Source organism: Rhodopirellula sp. SH410 (assembly GCF_055811895.1).
In genome coordinates this window covers 4363799-4383883 of sequence record NZ_CM147949.1, presented here as the reverse complement: position 1 = coordinate 4383883, position 20085 = coordinate 4363799, and the positions used below count along the sequence as shown (strand labels likewise).

The 20085-nt window shown below is 57.5% G+C and carries 12 protein-coding genes; 5 read left to right on the top strand and 7 right to left on the bottom strand.

Going from position 1 to position 20085, the window contains the following annotated elements; genetic code table 11:
• Positions 1–31: 31 nt before the first annotated feature.
• Both SH410x_RS15955 and SH410x_RS15950 read left to right on the top strand, forming a co-directional pair.
• Positions 32–2647 (top strand): PSD1 and planctomycete cytochrome C domain-containing protein, encoded by a 2616-nt coding sequence (locus tag SH410x_RS15955; RefSeq protein WP_473668783.1) that lies wholly within the window; start codon positions 32–34, stop codon positions 2645–2647.
• Positions 2644–4113, top strand: coding sequence for a DUF1501 domain-containing protein (locus SH410x_RS15950; protein WP_473668781.1), 1470 nt, complete (start codon positions 2644–2646; stop codon positions 4111–4113). Before SH410x_RS15955 ends, SH410x_RS15950 begins: the two co-directional genes overlap by 4 nt.
• 73 nt (positions 4114–4186) lie before the next feature.
• Here the strand turns inward: SH410x_RS15950 and SH410x_RS15945 are convergent, their stop codons facing one another.
• The 3 genes from SH410x_RS15945 to SH410x_RS15935 form a co-directional block, all read right to left on the bottom strand.
• Positions 4187–5239 carry a sugar phosphate isomerase/epimerase family protein gene (locus SH410x_RS15945; RefSeq protein ID WP_473668779.1) on the bottom strand — a complete coding sequence of 351 codons (1053 nt, stop codon included), beginning with the start codon at positions 5237–5239 and terminating at the stop codon, positions 4187–4189.
• 593 nt (positions 5240–5832) lie between these two features.
• Positions 5833–6660 carry a ParA family protein gene (locus SH410x_RS15940; protein WP_473668777.1) on the bottom strand — a complete coding sequence of 276 codons (828 nt, stop codon included), beginning with the start codon at positions 6658–6660 and terminating at the stop codon, positions 5833–5835.
• Between the two features lie 70 nt (positions 6661–6730).
• On the bottom strand, positions 6731–6979 hold the full coding sequence (locus tag SH410x_RS15935; RefSeq protein WP_473668775.1) for a hypothetical protein: 249 nt from the start codon (positions 6977–6979) through the stop codon (positions 6731–6733).
• 372 nt (positions 6980–7351) lie between these two features.
• Between SH410x_RS15935 and SH410x_RS15930 the strand changes: the two genes are divergently transcribed.
• Positions 7352–9703: a hypothetical protein gene (locus tag SH410x_RS15930; RefSeq protein WP_473668773.1), complete on the top strand. Its 2352-nt coding sequence runs from the start codon at positions 7352–7354 to the stop codon at positions 9701–9703.
• 241 nt (positions 9704–9944) lie between these two features.
• On the opposite strand, the gene SH410x_RS15925 is transcribed toward SH410x_RS15930, so the two are convergent.
• The gene (locus SH410x_RS15925) at positions 9945–11729 is read right to left on the bottom strand and encodes an NADPH-dependent assimilatory sulfite reductase hemoprotein subunit (protein ID WP_473668771.1); all 1785 of its coding nucleotides are present in this window, start codon (positions 11727–11729) and stop codon (positions 9945–9947) included.
• A gap of 188 nt (positions 11730–11917) precedes the next feature.
• On the opposite strand from SH410x_RS15925, the gene metH reads away from it, so the two are divergent.
• Positions 11918–15604, top strand: a complete 3687-nt coding sequence (metH, locus tag SH410x_RS15920; RefSeq protein ID WP_473668769.1) for a methionine synthase — start codon at positions 11918–11920, stop codon at positions 15602–15604.
• Positions 15605–15963: 359 nt separating this feature from the next.
• Here metH and SH410x_RS15915 read toward each other — a convergent pair whose 3' ends face one another.
• Positions 15964–17193: a DUF1559 family PulG-like putative transporter gene (locus tag SH410x_RS15915; protein WP_473668767.1), complete on the bottom strand. Its 1230-nt coding sequence runs from the start codon at positions 17191–17193 to the stop codon at positions 15964–15966.
• Positions 17194–17339: 146 nt separating this feature from the next.
• Between SH410x_RS15915 and SH410x_RS15910 the strand changes: the two genes are divergently transcribed.
• Positions 17340–17819: a tagaturonate epimerase family protein gene (locus SH410x_RS15910; protein ID WP_473668765.1), complete on the top strand. Its 480-nt coding sequence runs from the start codon at positions 17340–17342 to the stop codon at positions 17817–17819.
• Between the two features lie 6 nt (positions 17820–17825).
• Here the strand turns inward: SH410x_RS15910 and SH410x_RS15905 are convergent, their stop codons facing one another.
• Complete coding sequence (locus tag SH410x_RS15905) at positions 17826–18320, bottom strand: hypothetical protein (protein ID WP_473668763.1); 495 nt, start codon at positions 18318–18320, stop codon at positions 17826–17828.
• 5 nt (positions 18321–18325) lie between these two features.
• Positions 18326–19945, bottom strand: a complete 1620-nt coding sequence (locus tag SH410x_RS15900) for an ExeA family protein (RefSeq protein ID WP_473668761.1) — start codon at positions 19943–19945, stop codon at positions 18326–18328.
• Positions 19946–20085 lie beyond the last annotated feature (140 nt).

Here is a 20085-nt window from a genome sequence, read left to right as displayed (position 1 = left end):
TATCTTTGCGCTTGCCGCGTGCCTGTCTCTCATGTCCCCGCTCAGAGCGGAAGTAGACTATGAAGCCGACATCAAACCCCTTTTCGAAGAGAAATGTGGTGCCTGTCATGGGGTGCTGCAACAGGAAGCCGGGCTCCGATTGGACGCGGGGTCACTCATTCGTGGCGAGGATGGCCAGGACGACGTACTGGATTTCGCAGACCCTGCGGCAAGTCTGCTGATCCGACGAGTCACGGCGACGGAGATGGACGAGCGAATGCCACCCGAAGGCCAGGGGACTCCGCTGACGAAACAACAGGTTCAACAAATCTACGAATGGATCGAGCGAGGAGCTCCCAGCCCGCCTGATGAAGTCATCATGGACTCGCCGTCAGAACATTGGGCATATCGCCCGCCCGTCAAAGCCGAGTTGCCAGTGAACGGCCCCGAATCGTGGTTGGCCAATCCGATCGATTCAATGATGTTCGAGAAGTGGCGGGAAGTCGCATTGGTACCGATGGAACCTGCCGATCCAGCAGCAGCCCTGCGCCGACTTCATTTTGACGTGATCGGTTTGCCGCCCACGCTCGATGATCAGGAATCCTTTCTTGCCGACACATCTGACGATGCCTGGCGGCGGCGAGTCGATCGTTTGTTGAACGATCCAGCGTTCGGCGAAACATGGGCACGTCATTGGATGGATGTTTGGCGATACAGTGATTGGGATGGTTACAAGGATGAACTGCGTGGCAGCCAGCGTCACATCTGGCATTGGCGCGACTGGATCGTTGAATCGCTCAACGCCGACAAAGGTTACGACGCGATGACCCGCGAGATGCTGGCGGGTGACGAGACCTCGCCCGGTGATTTGGATGTGCTCCGCGCGACCGGTTTCCTGGTCCGCAACTTCCACAAAAGCAATCGCGATATTTGGTTGGATGCCACCGTCGAGCACACTGCGAAAGCATTTCTGGGGATGACCATCGCTTGCGCCCGCTGTCACGACCACAAATACGATCCGATCTCTCAGCGGGAATACTACGGGTTTCGCGCCATCTTCGAACCTCATCGAGTGCGGACAGAGCGTTTGCCCGGCCAGTCCGATACGAAAAAACAGGGGCTGCCGCGCGCCTATGACGCAGATCTGGATATCCCGACCTACCTGTATGTCAGTGGCAATGAGAAGAATCCAGATAAGGATCATCCCCTGAGTCCGTCCGTCCCGGAGATCATTCACGTTCCTTTCGAAACGCATGCGATTGAGCTTTCCGCTGTGGCATCGCACCCTTTTCTACGGGACTACATCGAAACAGAGGAACTCGCCGAGGCGACCGGCATGTTACGGGCGGCCGAAAATAGGCTTGCCGCAGACCAGGACGACGAGGGCACCGGGGAAGGGCGAGCGGGGATTGCTCGCCAACACGTCGCCGTGGCCACGGCAAATATCGAGTCGTTGAGGAAACGCTGGCGCGCAACCAAAGGTCAACTCAACGCAGCAGTGGATGCTGCCGATCTTGCGGTCGAAGCGGCCCAAGCGGAACGTGCACTCCATTTTCAACAGGCCCTGTTGGATGTGTTGAAGCAACGAGTCGCCGTTTCAGATGCAAAGCGTTCAACGCAATCCGATGAGAAGAAAAAGCAATCGGCCATCGAGGCAGCCGAATCGAAGCGTGCTGAATCGGAGCAGAAACTGGTCGACGCATCCGTGAACCTTATCGCCGTAGACGGCAAGTTCACGCCCGTGGGGATTCGCTATCCGGAGACGAGCAGTGGGCGACGAACGGCGTTGGCGGACTGGCTCACGCACCGTGACAATCCGCTGACGGCTCGGGTTGCGATCAATCATATTTGGATGCACTACTTTGGTGAGCCGCTGGTTCAAAGCGTCGACGATTTTGGACTGCGAGCACCCCGGCCGGTGCATCAGAAGTTATTGGATTGGCTGGCGGTCGAGCTCATGGAAAACAATTGGAGCATGAAGCACATCCATCGACTGATCCTGAATTCACGCACGTATCGAATCGCAACATCGGCCACGCCAGGCGCTGAACAAGAATTTGCCAAGAATACCGCGATCGATCCAGACAACCTCTATGGTTGGCGTGCGAACGTTCGCCGATTGAATGCGGAGCAAGTGCGGGACAGTTTACTTGCCGTTGCAGGAACGCTCGATCGAACGATGGGCGGGGCGGACATTGATTTCCGCAATGGTGAAACGACGCTAAGGCGGAGCCTGTACTTTCGTCACGCGTACGAAAAACAAATGCCGCTGCTGGTTGTGTTCGATGCGGCCAATCCAACGGACTGCTATCGGCGATCGGAAAGCATCGTTCCGCAGCAGGCCCTCGCGCTGGCCAATAGCACTCTCGCGATCGATCAGGCAAGGTTAGCGACGGCACGGCTGAACGCCGACAACCGCGATGATTCCTCGTTCGTCAGACGCGCCTACGTCGTCATTTTGGGCCGTCAGGCGACAGCGCGTGAGATTTCCACGTGTGAGAAGTTCCTAGAGCAGCAAACCAAATTGCTGTCCGATCCGCAACATCTCTCGCTCGCCGAGGGGACCGCCCAAACAACGGTACCACCAGCATCGGATGCGAGTGGACGTGCGCGTGAAAATTTAATCCACGTGCTGATTAACCATAACGATTTTGTGACGCTGCGATGACTATGAATTTGCGAAACGCTGGAAGTGATTTTTTCGCCGAGCCAAACCGGCGCGGATTTCTGCGAGACTTCGGCTCGGGATTGGGGAGTATCGCCCTTTCGAGTCTTCTGCAAGGCGATTCGCTCGCTAGCACCGGTTTGAGCACGATCGCACCGAAGGCCAAAAGCGTTATCTGGCTGTTCATGATCGGCGGTGCGAGCCACATGGAGACGTTCGATCCGAAGCCGAGGTTGAACCAGTTGGCTGGGAAAACGATCACGGAGACACCATACGCCAGCGTCCTGGAGTCACCCTTTTTGGCGAACGAACGGGTGGTGGCTTTCGATCCCAATAATGGTTTTATTCGCAACGAAATTTATCCCTTGCAAGTTGGCTTCGGTCCACGGGGAGAAAGTGGGATCGAGATCAGTGACTGGTTTCCTCACCTGAGCACCTGTGCGGATGATTTGTGCGTGGTTCGATCGATGTGGACCGAGGACAGCAACCATGGCGCCCAATTACAATTTCACACCGGTCGACACCGCGTCGACGGATTCTTTCCAACCATTGGTTCGTGGGCAACCTATGGTTTGGGGTCATTGAACGACAACTTGCCCCAATTTGTCGTGATGGGAACTCCGGTAGCCGACTGTTGCGGTGGCCGAGAATGTCATCGCGCGAACTACTTGGGGCCCCAGTACGATGGCGTTCCACTGAGCATTGATTCGGACACCCCGTTACCATATGCCGCGCCGCCACAGGGCGTGTATCGCGAAGAGCAAGCGGGGCAATTTGAGTTGCTCCGCCAGCTCAACCGGTTGTCATCAGAAGAATTTCCCAAGGATGACGAGTTGCGCGCCCGTATTCGATCCTATGAGTTGGCGTTCCGGATGCAAACGGCGGTTCCCGAGGTTGTGCGACTGGAAGATGAGTCGGCGCGAACCCACCAACAGTACGGTCTCGATCAGCCGGAAACAAAAGTATTTGGGCGACAGATGCTGACCGCCCGCCGTTTAGTGGAAAGTGGTGTTCGCTTCGTGCAGGTCTATCACGGTAGCAACGGTGGGGCTGGTCAATGGGATAGCCACAAAGGTTTGAAGGCCGGCCATGGCAAGCTGTGCAAGCAAACCGATCAACCCATCGGCGCACTACTGAAGGACCTGAAACAACGTGGGCTGCTCGATGAGACGTTGGTGGTTTGGGCGACGGAGTTCGGCCGAACTCCGGGGGCTCAGAGTTCCGACGGTCGTGACCACCATCCCTATGGATTTTCAGTTTGGATGGCCGGCGGCGGTATCAAAGGTGGCATCACACACGGCGCCACTGACGAACTCGGATTTCATGCCGTTGAGGATCGCCATTATGTGACCGATATTCACGCGACGGTGTTGCACCAACTCGGATTGAATCCGCACGAGTTGGTTGTCCCGGGGCGCCAGCGCCTCGAAAAGGACTTTGGTCACGTCATCCACGACGTCATCGCGTAGCAACAGCGCCGTGAACGGGAGCGAAGTCGATCTGGGTAACTCATTCCTGATTCCCCGAGTGAACTGTCCATGATCATGCTGGCAGCCGCCCGAGCATTCGATCGAGTGAGTCGGATGTCTGATAGATCAGTGCTTCCGGGTAGTGCGGATAGGGATGGAAGTACTCGAACGTCACATAGCCTTGGTAGTTAATCTTTTCGAGTTCGTCCATCACGGCGGGCCAGTTCGTCGTGCCATCGAGCAGTGGGCGAAAGGTCTCAAGTGAATAGTCGGTGCCGTTCTTAGAGAATTCTTTGAAGTGAACATTTTGGATTCGGTCGCCGAGAATAGGGACCCAGTGTTCAGCAAACTGGAACATCGAGATGTTGCCGGTATCGTAGTGCACCTGGATGGCTTCGCTGCCGAAGCTATCGACGAACTCGTTCATTTCCATCGGCGTCATCAGGAACCCATTGAAGAAGATGTTCTCCATGTTCAGTGAGACCCCCGACGATTCGGCTTGACGTACCAGTTTCCCGACCGCGTCCTTCGCCCGTCTCAAACAGACATCATTCGCAACCGGTTCATGATCGTCACGCCACGGGATGTGAACGGCCCCTGGAACGACAAGCAGATTCTCCACGCCCATCTGATGGGCCGCTTCGGCCATCAATCCGGCCAACTCGATGCCGCGATCTCGCTTTGCAGGATCGTTACTGGAAAGTGGATATGGCCAGAACAGGAAACTACACAAGCCACTGATTTCGATACCGATATCGTCGGCCATATGTCGGATCGCCGCGAGTTGCTTGGTCGATGCCTTCGGTGAAAGATCGTTCTCAAGATCGTAGTTGAGTTCGATGCCGTCGAAGCCCGCCCGCTTGGCTAACTCCATGCACTCGCGTAGCGTCATGCGGTCGGGATAGGGGAACGCCCACAAATTGATCGATTTTCGAAACGAATACTTCGTCGGCGATTCGCGGCGGTCATCAGGACCTGAGTTGCCGTGAGACCCGCCATCAGAATCGGAGTCCGAGCCGATTGCCGTGGCGGCACCGCCCGCAAAAGTGGCCGTGGCGAGCCCGCTGAGCAATGCATCGCGGCGTGACACCCCGCGATTCTGGGCAAAAGGTCCATGAGTCAACATGCAGATTCTCCGTTGAAAGTGGTCGTCCGGTCGTCAGGCAAATATTCGGTTCCAAACATTCACCGCTTCACCCACCGCCCGCAGCACCTCTAAGCAACGCGGGATCAATAACTGGCGTAGTGGATCTTGTTAAAGATCCATCCAGAACAGGATCTTTAACAAGATCCACTACGGTAAATCCGTCACTTATTGTTCCTGGTATGCCAACCCAGGAAAGCAAATCGACAGGTGTTTGTGCTGCTATCCTACCTGATCCAGAATCGTCAGGTGCACTTGACTGATCGACAGAGAGCTGCTGCATGGCCATCGTGCCAGCGGCCCGCCATCGCGCGGTAGAGTTTCAACGGACCTTGACCGCCCTGTCGGCGCGTCAAGTCGGTTTGATTTCTGACTTCGCGATGACTTCACGGAGCCATCGAGCAGCCTGATTCCAGTCTCACAAAGGAGCGAAAGAATTTTCCTGCAATTTCCGGGCCGGATCCTGGCCGTGTCGTGAACCGCGAGGGAACGCAGCATCCTAGAAAGAGGTTGTGATGGACTTCGAGCGAACCGATCCGATTCGCACGGGACGATCGCCCCGTCGAATGGACACGTTATGCAGCGATGGGAGTGGCGATGGTCTGGGATCGGCTCGTTTCTTGAGCGATCACTTCGTCGGCTAGCGATTGATAGTCAACCGCCCCATTGCTCTCGCGGGAGTAGTCGAAGATCGACTTGCCGAAACTGGGGGCTTCGGCGAGACGGATATTGCGGCGAATTCGAGTATCGAAGAATTTGGCTTCGCGAAAGAACTCGCGTGAGTCCTTCGACGCCGTGAAGAACTCGTCGATGTCCGTGCTGACTTCGGCCGCCAGACGGGTGTTCGAGTCGTACATGCATAGCACCACACCGGACAGACGCAGTCGGCTGTTCATGCGCCGGGAGACCACCTCGATCGTCCGCAGGAGTTTACTGAGTCCATGCAACGCGAGAAAGTGCGGCTGCAGAGGCAGGAAAACTTCCGAGACGGCCACCAACGCATTGATGGTCAGAACGCCGAGGCTGGGCGGGCAATCGAGGATCAAGTAGTCGAAATCCTCGTTATCTTCAGCGAGTTTATCGCTCAAGATCATTTCGCGACCGACTTCGCAGGCCAGTTCCATTTCAGCGGCGGCAAGGTCGAGGTTCGAAGGCACGACAAACAAGTTTTCGTCAACTTGCTGGCGAGCATCAGCGAGCGTCGCTTCGCCGCAGAGGACTTCGTACATCGTCGCCTCGCCATCGATGGCGGTGATGCCTAAGTGCAAAGACGCGTGCGCCTGCGGATCCAGATCCATCACGCACACGCGGCGTCCGGTACGGGCGAGAGCGGCGGCCAGGTTCACGCTGCTGGTCGTTTTCCCGACGCCGCCTTTTTGGTTGATAACTGCGATCGAGCGCATGACGTTTTTCCTATGAGAGGGGCTGAGCACACTGAGAACCATCGCGGCGGAACACTCCGCCGCCCACTCGCTAGCGGGACAAGCCGCGGTGCGACTGATAAGCCAGCAAGACTTCGTATAAATCCGAGTCAATTTTCACGCAGTCATCGGCAAAATCCCGAAGCCACGAGCAGTTGGACTCGCTGGCGTCGATCAACAGCCGGGTGATTTGGGCCAGTGGAATCGAGACTGACTTCGCTTTTCCCAATCCTGACACACGGTCGATTTCCATTTCGCGTACAAAACTGTGTTTCTTCAATCGAGAGCAAGGCGGTATCACGGCAGTTCAATCTTTCGGCTAGAAACTTGTCGACGCAGTTGTGTGTAACAAGGCCCGGCGATCCATCGCCAGTCCGTCCTGCACCTGAACTATCGACTTTAACGATTAGGGGACTTGACCTGAATTTGCGGGTTCTTTCGGATTGAGTGGATTCACTGCCGTCCGCCACTGCAATCATTCAGCGGGGCCGAATCTTGCCGCGAATCGATTTGGGCCGGTCTGAGCTGGATTAGCGACTGGAAATCGGCTATGCGGGTGCCATCATGTTTGGCGGGCGGTTGCGCCCTGAGGGCGGCGGAAACCGGCCAATGGAGAGACAAGAAAAATTACGACCCCCGCCCGTGTGGGGAGCGTACAATAGGGCACAATGGATTGACCACAATTTCTGAACCCGTTTCCACCAACAGCTCGTCGCCGATGGATCCGCTCAATCGCGTTCCGCCGTTCAATCGCGCGCTGCTAGGTAGGGAACACGACCACAGCGGCGGAGTCAGTACGAATACGGATCGCGGCGAAGACGCGGTTTCAGTCGATGAGTTGATCCGCGAGTTCGAGCTGGATCTGCGGGGCGATACACTCGATGAGGATTCGCTCGACGACGCGGCGGAGTCGATGCGTACCGATAGCTCGGTGGGTACCGATAGTACCGGTGCCAGCGAGGCGGATTTTGCGACCATTGGCGTCCGCAATCTCGAGTGGCGGTTACCGGTTATTCGCAGCGCCGCTCTTCGTAGTGCCGACGCGATCGCGTCGAGCCAATTGGTTGCGCCCTCCGAATCGCAAGAGCATCAGCTGACTCAGATCGTGCTGTCGACGTATCGGTTGATCAATCCTCGCTTCCGCGGGAGCTATTTTCAACAGGTTCGCGTTGGACGGCTGCTGCCGATGGCGTTGCAGTCGGCTTCCTGCATCGATGGGACGCCGGCATCCCTTCAGCCATCGGTTCGCGACGATCAACACAATGGTGTCCGGCTGTTTGGGCACGTTATCGGGCTCGCTGCAGGTGAGCCTGCGGGCAATTCCGTCCGGGCTGTGCAGCAGCAGTTTCGTCTGACGCCTAAGAAACCGATGAGAAAGTCGAGGCGTCGCCGGCAGTTCAGGTCAAATCATCGGGAAGAGGCCATTGAGGTGCTCGCCGAACTGCAGTCTCAACCGGATTCCGCGAGCTGGACACGATGGTTTCGGGGACCGCTGCTGATTCTCACGCTTACTGGAATCGCTGTTTTTATCGTAACGGCGATCGCGGTATATCGTATGGCTTTGCCACGCCAAATCCCCGGCGAATCACATGAGGTGGTCGCCACGCATGCTCCGGGTAAGGGGGCGCCTCGCCAATCTCCGGCCGCGGTTGGAAGCACGGCTCGAGATTCCCTGCCTCGCGTAGTACAGCCCGCCGCTGGCGTCTCTCCCACGCCCGAGATGACGGTGCCGAAGCAGGATTTAGCGGAACCGCCCCTGCCGGATCAGGCCGTTCGAGAAAGGATGCTTCCTCAGTCCCCGGCGGCGGAGGTCGTCCCCCACGAACTGACGACGGAGGAGTTGATGGCGGCACTGGCGAAGGTTGCTGAGATCCCGGAAATCGATTCGTCGGAAATGGAGGATCCCGTCCCCCCGATGCCCATCCGCTCAACACCGATGCCCCCGAGTACCTCTCCTCCGACGAACGACCCTCCCCCTGCGAGCATTTCCAACTCGCCGGCGATCGCGGATGTACCGGCTCCGAGCGATGTACCGGCTCCGAGCGATCGTGATCAACCCGACGTCAAACCTAGCGAGGACTTGCCGCCCCCGGACGAGGCAGAGATCGCCGCAGCGGTTGCCACCCTGTGGTCGGAAACGGAGTCAGCGGCATCCCAGTTTACGGACTCTGCGGCCGCTGACTTGATCGTTGCCTGGGACTTGGTCGCTGACCTCTCGCGTTCCGGGGCGGCCGAGAACGTGGCGGCAAAACGCCTGATACGGCAAGCCTCATGGTTGGTCCGCCCTTTCGCCAAAATCGTTGCACAACTTCGTGAAACGGAGACATCCGTTTCCAGTGGCTATGCCAATGCGAGCGTTGGTGAGCTGGAAATTACGGCCAATCTGAATGATGGCGAAGTCGAGCAGTTAATCGTTTCATGGCGGGCGGCTCGCAAGCGGGTCGTGCGGACGAACGATCTGGATCAGATGCTCCGCCAAGCCAATGTCTTGTTGGACCGGATCGTCATTAGCAACCAACTCTCACCAAACGATCGCAGCGATCTGCTCGCGGTATTGCGTATTGATACCGAGCAGCTCGCGAGGATATGTAGCGATAAAGAGTCGATTGATGAAACGACCTCGTTATTGGCGGCCATTGACACTCTGCCGAATGCGGCCGATTGGACGCGTTTGGCGTCCGCCGAGCAGCCGTCGGGGTTGATGGCCAGCATTTACTGTCTCCAACAACGACGTTGGGATGATGGTATTGCCTGGCTTGGGCAAACGAGCAACCCATCCGTTGCGGCTGCTGCGAAAGCGGAATGGAAATTGATCCAGTCCGAGGGACTCGCCACGACTTCGGTGACTGCGGAGTTGGACGCTCGTGCCAAGCTCGCCAGTCGCTGGAGCAAGATTGCCGATCGTCTCGATCCACGCGAAGCTGCCGCCGTCCGCCTGCACGCCATCGACCTCTGTGGCGATGTACCCGATATGGAAGTGCAGCGGAATGAAATGCGAGCAAAGTTGCCTCAATACTTGGAATGAGGCGACCCGGTCGAGACGCTGACCCGTCCATTGAGCGTGCCCCCCAGTGGGCGCAACGACTCGACTCACTCGCACGCGACAGCGAGACCATAAACCGCGTCAAATCGCATGTCGCTACCGTCGCCGGGCGGTGGCATCCACGTTCTGGCGTACGTTGCTACGCGGGGTATCCATTCGCCGTCGCTAGGCAGCGAATCTCTCATCATCATCGGCCCCGAAGGGCCGTCCGATCCAAGGCCGATTACTCGGCGAGTGCTGCGGCCATCTTGCCCAATGCTTCAACGCCAATGCGATGGCAGAAATCGCCAAAGCTCTCACCGGGGTGGTGATTCTCTTTGAAGTGGATGAATACGGGCCGAAGAGTGGCGACGAGTTCGCCGCGTGGCACTTGATCCTTGTAGATCTCTGCCATCTGATTGCCCAGTAAGTTACCGCCGAGGAAGACGGTGTAGCGACCTTCACCCGATTTACCATCGACGCTGCGGCCAACCAAGCCGATGTCGGCGTTGTAGGGACGAGCGCAGCCATTAGGACAACCGGTCATGCGAATGGTGAACTGTTCATCAGCCAGTTCCAAATCGCTCAATTCGGCTTCGATTTCGTCGATCACGCCGGGCAGGGCACGCTCGCTCTCGGTGACCGCCAAACCGCATGTGGGGAGGGCGGGGCAAGCGAATGCGAACCGACGCGCGTTGCTGATCTGCTCAATTCGAACGACGCCGTGATCGGCCAAAATCTTTTCGATCTCGCCGCGTTTCTCGGGCTCGATATCGCACAGAATGATGTTTTGCTGCATGGTCAGGCGAGCATTGCTGACGTGGCCGTTGAACAGCACACGGAAGCAGGACTTCAATTGCAGTTTGCCTTCATCTTTAACACGTCCGTTTTCGATCGGCAGGCCTAGGAACCACTTGCCGTCGCCTTGTTCGTGCCAGCCCATGTGGTCGTTGTGTCCACTGACGTCCGCGGCATGCGGTTCGGGCAATGGTCGTGGCACGGTGCCGTCAGCGACACCACACACGGCCTCAGCTTGCGACAGATATTCTTCGACCTTTTGCCGGAATGCAGGCAGCCCCAGATTGTTGATCAGGTACTTCATTCTCGCTTGGCTGCGGTCGGCGCGGTTGCCGAAGTCGCGTTGGACGAGAATGATCGCGGTGATGATGGGCAGCAAATGCTCCGTCTTCACGAACGTCAGGCGTTTCGCCAACGCAGGAAAGCAGTTTTTCTTGCTCGGCGTGGTGCCCATGCCGCCACCGGCCAAAATATTGAAGCCGATCAGTTCGTCGCCTTCGGTGACTCCGAGCAATCCGAGATCGTTATCGTAGATGTCGATGCAATTGTCGTCGCATAACGCCAACGCGATCTTGAACTTCCGCGGCAAATAGGCCTTGCCGTAAATCGGATCGGGTTCCGCTTCGGCGGGCGGTCCAACGACCTGTTCCTTTTCACCGGTCTCAGGATCTTTGATCCAAATTTCATGGTAGGCCTGAGTGGTGGGCTGCACATGGACGGCGATTTCATCCGCCAATTTTTGCAGTTGATCGCGCAGGCCATTTTGTCGCAGCGGCGCGGGGCAGCAGCAGACGTTCCGCGTCACGTCACCGCAAGCGGATTTGGTGGAGAGTTTGATTTCGTTAATGCGGTGGATCACGCCCCACAGGTTTTCTTTGACCACGCCGTGCAGTTGGATGCTCTGGCGGGTGGTGATGCGCATTGTGCCATTGCCGAGTTCATCAGCGATGTCCAGTTCACCGAGGATCTGAGCCGCCGTGATTTTCCCACCGGGAATGCGGTTACGGACCATGAACGAGTACGCTTTTCCAAGGCCTTCTTTACGTCGAGATTTTCGCAAATCACGATCGTCTTGCTGGTACGTACCATGAAACTTCAGCAGCTTCGTAGTGCCGTCGGCGACTTGGTCGGTCGTTGGGTCGGCGAGTTCGGCCACAATCGAACCACGCAGCCCGATGCTCTCTTCCTTGAGCAGCTCGATCTTGGACTTCTTCGGTTCTTCTTCACTCATCGACCAATTTCCTTCGTCTCAATACGACGCGGGTTAACGAATATCTGCAAAACAGGTATATAGGGGTGAATGTTTCTAGGATTAACTCGATTCGTTGTCAAGATCGCACGATTCGGTAAGAGTCCCCGATATTGCGGGCAGCAAGCCCGCCGTTTGTTTTTATCCAACCATCCCAGCTTAGAATAAACATGGCTCACGACGTGTCTGACTCACCCCTCCATGGGCTCATCCGCGAGCGCATTCTGCTGCTCGATGGAGCCATGGGCACGATGATCCAGCGATTTGGGTTAAGCGAAGCGGATGCGCGTGGCGAGCGGTTCGCGGACCACCACAAAGACCTCAAGAATTTCTCGGATATTCTCTGCCTGACGCACCCTGAGAAGATCACCGAGATCCACCGCGCCTATTACGAGGCCGGCAGCGACATCGTCGAAACGAACTCGTTTGGGGCTTCCCCGGTTGGCATGGTCGAGTTCGATTTGCCAATGGAACTGGTTGACGAGATCAATCACGCCGCGGTCCGTTGCGCCCGGATTGCCGCCGATGAGTGGACCGAACGGACACCGGACAAACCGCGTTTTGTCGCCGGCTCGATCGGCCCAACGACGAAACAACTCGCCATCAGTACGGAGCAGGATCCGGCTCACCGTGGTGCAACCTTCGAGCAGATGGTCGACAGCTACCGTGCCCAGGTCGACTCCTTGGTCGCTGCGGGGGTCGATATCCTGTTGCCTGAAACGGCGATTGACACGTTGAATTTGAAGGCCTGTCTGTTCGCGATTTCTGATTTTTATCGGGCCGGTGGCCGCCGTGTACCGGTCATGGCCAGCGGCACGTTTGGCGACGGGGGCCGGACGTTTGTCAGTGCTCAGAGCGTCGAAGCGTTCTGGACAGCGATCAATCACTTTCCGCTGTTGTCAGTGGGAATGAACTGCGCCCTCGGTCCCGATGTGATGCGGGCCCATATTGAAGAGTTATCGCACGTCGCCGAGATCCCTGTCTCCTGTCACCCCAACGCGGGCTTGCCCAATGAGATGGGTGAGTTCGACCTCGGACCGAAGGCGATGGCGGACAAAGTTGGCGAGTATGCCGACAACGGCTGGGTGAACATCTTGGGCGGGTGCTGCGGCACGACGCCGGATCATATCCGGGCGATGGCCGAGCGCATCAAGGGTCGGAAACCGAAGCAGGATTCTGTGGGCCCGGTCTACACGCGTCTGTCGGGCCAAATGCCGATGGTGATGCGGCCGGAGATCCCGTTCACGATGGTTGGCGAACGCACCAACGTGATGGGCAGCAAAAAGTTTGCGCGGCTGATTCGCGATGAAAAGTACGAGGAAGCGGTCGAGATCGCACGCGAGCAGGTCGAAAACGGCGCTACCATCATCGACGTCAACTTTGACGAAGGGATGCTCGACGGCGTGGAGGCCATGACGCGCTTCCTGCGTCTGATCGCTGGCGATCACGTGGCCGCATCGGTGCCCTTGATGATCGACAGCAGCAAATGGGAAGTGCTCGAAGCGGGGCTGCGCAATGTCCAAGGCAAAGCGATCGTCAACTCCATCTCGCTCAAAGATGGGGAAGCGGAGTTTCTACGCCGCGCAAGCCTGATCCGTCAGTACGGTGCCGCCGCGGTTGTGATGGCGTTCGACGAAAAGGGCCAAGCCTCCGACGAAGACAGCAAGGTACGAATTTGCAAACGTGCCTATGACTTGCTCACCAAGGAACTCGACTTCCCGACCGAAGACATCATCTTCGATCCCAACATTCTCACCATCGCGACGGGGATGGAAGAGCACAACAACTACGCGGTCGATTTCATCAACGCGGTCCGGCGGATCAAAGTCGAGTGCCCCGGCGCGAAAACCAGCGGTGGTGTTAGTAACATCAGTTTCAGTTTCCGTGGCAACGATCCCGTGCGGGAAGCCATCCACAGCGCGTTCCTGTACCACGCCATCGCCGCCGGTTTGGACATGGGGATTGTCAACGCGGGCCAGTTGGAAGTCTACGAACAGGTCCCGAAGGACTTGCTCGAACGGGTCGAAGACGTGTTGCTCAACCGGCGTAGCGACGCGACCGAGCGGATGCTCGAGTTCGCCGAGACCGTCAAGAGCGGCGGCAAAAAGAAATCCGGCGAAGATTTGACCTGGCGTGAGGCGCCCGTTGCCGAGCGGATGAAGCACGCGCTCGTCAAAGGAATCGACAAGTACATCACCGAGGACACCGAGGAGGCTCGCCAGTTCTTTGATCGCTGCATCCAGGTGATCGAGGGGCCGCTGATGGATGGCATGAAGGTCGTCGGCGATCTGTTTGGACAGGGCAAGATGTTCCTGCCGCAAGTCGTGAAATCGGCACGGGTGATGAAGAAGGCGGTGGCCTACCTCGAACCGTTCATGGACGAAGAAAAACGTCTGGCCGGAACTCAAGACCAGGCTGCCCGTGGCAAGTTCCTGATCGCGACGGTCAAGGGCGATGTGCACGACATCGGCAAGAACATCGTCGGCGTCGTCCTGCAGTGCAACAACTACGAAGTCATCGATTTGGGCGTGATGGTGTCCTCGGAAAAAATTCTCGAGGAAGCGATCAAGCAGAACGTGGACATGATCGGATTGAGCGGCCTGATCACACCGTCGCTCGACGAGATGACGCACGTCGCGCGAGAAATGAAACGGGCCGGATTCACGATGCCGCTGTTGGTCGGCGGTGCGACGACCAGCGCCAAACACACGGCGGTCAAGATCGCTCCCGGCTACGATGGGCCCGTGTTGCACGTGCTCGACGCGAGCCGCAGTGTGAACGTCGTCGAACGCTTGCTCAGCAAAGAGCACCGGGACGGATTCATTGCCGAGAATGTCGAGACGCAGAAGAAACTGGTGTCTAGTTTCCAGAGTCGCAAACAGACACTCATTCCCTATGCCGAAGCACTCGAAAAGCACTTTCAGACCGATTGGTCGAGCGTGCAAGTTGACAAGCCGTCGTTCACGGGCACACGCGTCCTGAAAGACATCCCCCTCGCGGAGATCCGGCCATACATCGATTGGTCACCGTTCTTCAGCACGTGGGAGTTAAAAGGCAAGTACCCGAAGATTCTGGAGGACAAAGTCGTCGGTGAGCAAGCCAAGGAGCTCTTTCGAGATGCCAACAGCCTGCTCGACGAAATCATTGCCGGCAATCTGCTGACTGCAAACGCCGTCTATGGCTTCTGGCCCGCCGCGAGCGACGGTGAAGACGTGATCCTGTATACCGATGAATCCCGAAGCCAAGAACTCACACGGCTGTTCTTCTTGCGGCAGCAATGGGAACGCAAGGGGCAAGCCGACTATCGCTCTCTGGCCGATTACATCGCACCGATCGACAGCGGGCGGGAAGACTACATTGGCGGTTTCGCGGTCACGACCGGTATCGGTGCCATGGAACTGGCGATGAAATACAAGGACGAACTGGATGACTACAAAGCCATCATGGTGCAAGCGGTCGCCGATCGACTCGCTGAAGCACTCGCCGAAAAGCTGCATGAGCAGGCCCGCGGCGACTGGGGATTTGGTGTCACCGAGGGATTGTCCAAAGAAGAAATGATCGGCGAAAAGTATCGCGGGATTCGGCCCGCAGCGGGCTACCCCGCCTGCCCTGATCACACCGAGAAGCAAACGCTGTTCGATCTACTCGATGCTGAGAAGCAAACCGGGATCGAATTAACGAGTAGCTTTGCGATGATCCCCGGCGCCGCCGTCAGCGGTTTGTACTTCGGTCACCCCGAAGCACGGTATTTCACCGTCGAGCGGATGACGAAGGATCAAATCGAATCCTACGCGAAACGCAAAGGTTGGCCGATCGAAAAAGTCGAACGCTGGCTCGCGCCGAACCTCGCGTATTAAGAATCCCCGCCACTTTCTGCCGCCTGTGACAAAATCGTAGGATGGGACCATTGTCCCGTCCGAGAGTTCTTTGCACGACGTGGTCGTAAAGTTGCTCGCTCGGGACGATGGTCCCAAGCTACGTTTGGTGGTCGTAACGTTGCTCGCTCGGGACGATGGTCCCAAGCTACGTTTGGCGGTCGTAAAGTTGTTCGCTCGGGACGATGGTCCCAAGCTACGTTTGGCGGTCGTAACGTTGCTCGCTCGGGACGATGGTCCCAAGCTACGTTTGGCGGTCGTAAAGTTGCTCGCTCGGGACGATGGTCCCAAGCTACGTTTGAGCGATGCGTCACAGCTTTGCCCGCCGTGTCATCCACTCTCTAGAAGCTTTCGTCGTCGTCAATGGTCTCGTGCCCCGCGGGTGTCAATAGAGCCTGCCAGACCTGCATGTCGATGGTGTCAGTGATGTATCGGGTGCCGCCATCGGCCATGGCCACATTGACTCCACCGACATGATTCGACGAAGGGCGGGCGAGATCGGCCACGTTGTCTGGCGTGATGATCGCTGCACTGAGATCACCGCCGGGTGCCGGGCCATTGATCCGGTGAATCGGCGGGCTCTTGCGCCCGCGTTCCCAGTCGACGCTGTGCCAGACCAAGCCGTTTGTGAATCGACTGAACTTGGGAAAGACGACTTCATCGGGATCGGCACGGAAAACCAGGTCCGCTTGATCGGTGAATCCGCTACGGTGCCATGGCAGCGCGCTGAGTGATTCGGAGAACAGCACGGTGTAGCCATGACCGTCCTTGAAATCATCGAGCCGAATCGCAGGGCCAACAGGGACTCGGATCGAGCCATCGATCGCACCAGGGGCGCGAGCATCCAATCGGCTATTGATCGCCCCATACTTCGGGAGTAGGGAATCGGCAAAGGATAGTGGTAGCGATTCACCACCAGGCGTATGAATGAGTTGGGTTTGACTCGGATCGGAACCGACCGAAAACGCCAGGCCAGTGTTGGCGATGTAGCTGTTGCGTCCAAATTCGACGTCGCCATACTCGCTGCTGGGGCACTGCATGATTGCCAGGTTCGGTGCCGCGTTGGAGCAAAAGCCTTGGCCGCTGACGCCCGACGAAAGAGGGTTTTGGGGACTGCCGCCGCTGACGACCGGATAGCGGTCCTCCGTCCATACCTCATAGGTCGGCTGAGCGTCGAGAAAGGGCAGAATCGAGACAGCCCACGTCCCCATTTTTCGATGCTTGGCCAGGGTGTCTGGATTCACTTCGGCGTCAGATGGATCGCTCAAAGGGCTTTCGAGGCCGAACGTGCCAAAGTCATTCACCCAAGTGGGCATCTGATTCTTGGTGTGCTCGTGCATGATCGCGGCGAGGGATAGGTTCTTGAGCTGGATGGAGCATTGATTGCGACGAGCTTGGATACGGTGGCCGCTGTCAATGCTTGGCAGCAGCAATCCGAGCAGGATTCCAATCGAAACGATGACTACCGCAAGTTCAATACGCGTAAAACCGTTTCGATTTTGTTCCGTGGGAGTGCTCTTTGGAGCTGCCGATTTTGCTTTCGCAGTGGTGGAGCTTTTCGATTGACTCATTTTCCGTTACCTGGAGTTGATGTCTGGTGGACTAACACCTGCGTTTCATGATAACGCGATCGGGGCTGCCATTGGGGGCTCGGTTAGCCGGTTTCCAGGCCATCGATTAGAAAGCGTGCCACATCGAATGACGGGAAAAGAAACCGATGCTGACCATTGAAAAATACTCTTTTGGCGTGGGCGATCGGTTCGCACACCAAGCTGCTGCGCAACGACGCGCCTTCCAAAAGCTCGCTGAAACCCGCGTCGACGTCGCGCCGGCTTGGAATAACTCCAATCGAGAGCATACGTTTGTCGGCTCGCAGCCGCAGGCCGTGTGCGATGCGGCAAAAGCGGCCGTGGAGAAGCTCGGATGGACGAAGCCATGGCAGGTTGATGCCGACCACATTCAGCTTGCGACGGTGGAGCCGTTTTGGTCGTGCAGCGATTTCTTCACGATTGATGTCGCGGACTGGATCGGCAAGGCGGCGCCGAAGAGCGATATCGGTGCGTTCGTCGATCGCCACAGTGAATTGGTCGGCACGCTCGAGCTTGCCGAGCTGTCGACGCCACTGCAGATCACTCGCGGGTATGTTCGCCGACTTGCACGTTGCCAACGAAGAGATCGTTGGCAAACAGGTGACTGAGAATAGTTACGAGCGACACATGCGGCCACTGTTCGTCGAATGAGACGGCATGGACATTCTCGCCGGCTCGGCCCAATCGGGCAGCATGACCGACGGATCGGCGACCCCCATGACGATTGCAGACGTATCGCGAGTGGGGCGGCCGACAATAAGGCAGCGTGTCAGTGAGATCAAGTCATGCAGCTTCTGCTGCTTCAGATCACGCTGGCAACGCAATTGCTCGAACCGGAGCAGAGTCCTTCGGAATATCCCCATGGCACCTTCGTCGCGACAGCAATCCACCCGCAGGGCGACGCTATCGCCGAGCGAGATTTTGCGACGCAAGTCTCGCCAACTTTCAGCGAGATCACAAAAGAACGCCGGTTGGAGTGCGACGCCTTCAGGCAATACCAACGTCAACGTCTTCTGCTCGCTGCGGTTCGTTGAAACCGCATGGTAGAGAAGTGTCGTGAGTGTATCGCTGCTGCGGATCGGATTGACCACGTGGAGGTTCTTCGCCATCTTGATTACCGTTTGGACGTCCGCATCTTGGCGAGCATGGCATGGAAGTCGATTGCGACAGATGGCTCGGCGGGAGCATCGGTGCGGATCTCGGCGACGACCACCGTGCTATCAACGTTCACGTCATCTTCAATCACGAGCATGTCGCGATCATCATGGACGAGTTCTTCGTCGTCGGCATCCTCGACCCAGAGAACGGGAGCCGCGGCGGCCCGCAGGCTGAGTACCTCGCGATGCAGCGCTGATTCGACATCGGACGACTCCGCAGTTTGATCGGCCCCCAGCTCGCTCTCAGCAAATTCACCCTGATGAAGTTTCGGGGTTTGGACGCTGTCGACCACGGGCTCTTCATCATCAAAATCACCGAACAATTCGTCGGGCGACAGGGTTCCGCTAGCTTCTGGTTTCACGGGTACTTCTTCTTCGATCTGCAGCAGAGGACTCAATGAAGTCTCCTCGTTCTGACACGCCGTGACACGGTCGTAGTCAAAATCGCTCGCCGGCTGGCAGTCGAAACTGACAGCACCGAACTGTGACGCGTCATCACAGTTGCACGCGATCTCAGTTAGCATTGTAAACTCCGGTGCTTCGATCTCCTGCTCCGATTCACATGAGTCGTGAGCGTCGCTGTCGTCCTCGCAAACGCGCTCATCCAACAAAGTCGGTTCAGTGGTCTCATCGGGATACGACGAGTCCGAGAGTTCGCAGGATTCGACGCTTGATTCATCGTCGTCCCGGAGGGGGCCGAACTCGACGTCCGACACGGGCCGGCTCAGTTCGGGTTCATCGACGAGGGGTCCGGGCAGTTGCTGCAGGACCGACCACGCGCCATCAACGATGCTGGTGGTGATACGAGTGACCTCTTTTGCCTTCGCAAATGACATCGCTGCGGTCATGAGTTGGTTGACTAAGCGAGGGACACCACTGCACGCGGAATGAATCGAGCGAATCGCTGGTTCGTCAATCTCGAAGCTGGCCGTTGCGTCGCAACTCTCGATCGAACGGCGAATGTACTGCACGGTCTCGTCGCTAGAGAGTGGATGCAGGTAGCAACGTGTCGAGACGCGTTGGACGAGCGAATCGAGCGACGGCAGCGCGAGGGTTTCGTCGAGTTGGGGACCGCCGAGCAAGACGGCGCTCACACGGGGGCGACCATCGGACATCACGTTGGTTAAAATGCGAATCGTCTCGAGCACCTCGGGACGCAATGATTGGGCTTCGTCCACGAGCAGGAGTAGACCTGAAAACTCTTTCGAGCTGCCCGCGATGCGTTCGATGATAGCAAGTTGCGGATCATCTCCGAGTGCAGGCGGCGTCGGTGCGATCCCGCGGATCCGATCGAGTCGGCTGAGTAGGTGACGCTGCAGTGATAGCGGACTCTCGAGGGTCGTGTCCCCGAATACGATGACTTCCCGGTCTCGTGAGAAGTACTGCTGGAGGACCTGGCAGATCAAGGATTTGCCGGTGCCGGGTGGGCCGATGACGAGCGAAACCGCTTCCCATGCCTCGACGGCGTGACGTACACGCTGCAGTGCATCGTCCTGAGAACCGACGCGAACATATCGCGAGGCGCTGGGGAAGGGTGGAAACGGTGGTGCGTGAAACTGTGTTTCAACCGATGACATGGTCGACGTCCCGAAGCGGCACAAAACGAAAAAAGCGGAAAACCTATCTAATCGTTACAGTCGGCACGTCGCGCGGCCAAACTGAAGCGAAAGTGGTAGTATCGGTGGCCCCGGCGCCGACGGAATGAATCTCGATCGCG

Excerpts from the sequence above, each read along its gene's own strand:
- SH410x_RS15955 (WP_473668783.1), top strand. The coding sequence starts at position 32 with ATGTCCCCGCTCAGAGCGGAAGTAGACTATGAAGCCGACATCAAACCC.
- SH410x_RS15950 (WP_473668781.1), top strand. The coding sequence starts at position 2,644 with ATGACTATGAATTTGCGAAACGCTGGAAGTGATTTTTTCGCCGAGCCA.
- SH410x_RS15945 (WP_473668779.1), bottom strand. The coding sequence starts at position 5,239 with ATGTTGACTCATGGACCTTTTGCCCAGAATCGCGGGGTGTCACGCCGC.
- SH410x_RS15940 (WP_473668777.1), bottom strand. The coding sequence starts at position 6,660 with ATGCGCTCGATCGCAGTTATCAACCAAAAAGGCGGCGTCGGGAAAACG.
- SH410x_RS15925 (WP_473668771.1), bottom strand. The coding sequence starts at position 11,729 with ATGAGTGAAGAAGAACCGAAGAAGTCCAAGATCGAGCTGCTCAAGGAA.
- metH (WP_473668769.1), top strand. The coding sequence starts at position 11,918 with ATGGCTCACGACGTGTCTGACTCACCCCTCCATGGGCTCATCCGCGAG.
- SH410x_RS15915 (WP_473668767.1), bottom strand. The coding sequence starts at position 17,193 with ATGAGTCAATCGAAAAGCTCCACCACTGCGAAAGCAAAATCGGCAGCT.
- SH410x_RS15910 (WP_473668765.1), top strand. The coding sequence starts at position 17,340 with ATGCTGACCATTGAAAAATACTCTTTTGGCGTGGGCGATCGGTTCGCA.
- SH410x_RS15905 (WP_473668763.1), bottom strand. The coding sequence starts at position 18,320 with ATGGCGAAGAACCTCCACGTGGTCAATCCGATCCGCAGCAGCGATACA.
- SH410x_RS15900 (WP_473668761.1), bottom strand. The coding sequence starts at position 19,945 with ATGTCATCGGTTGAAACACAGTTTCACGCACCACCGTTTCCACCCTTC.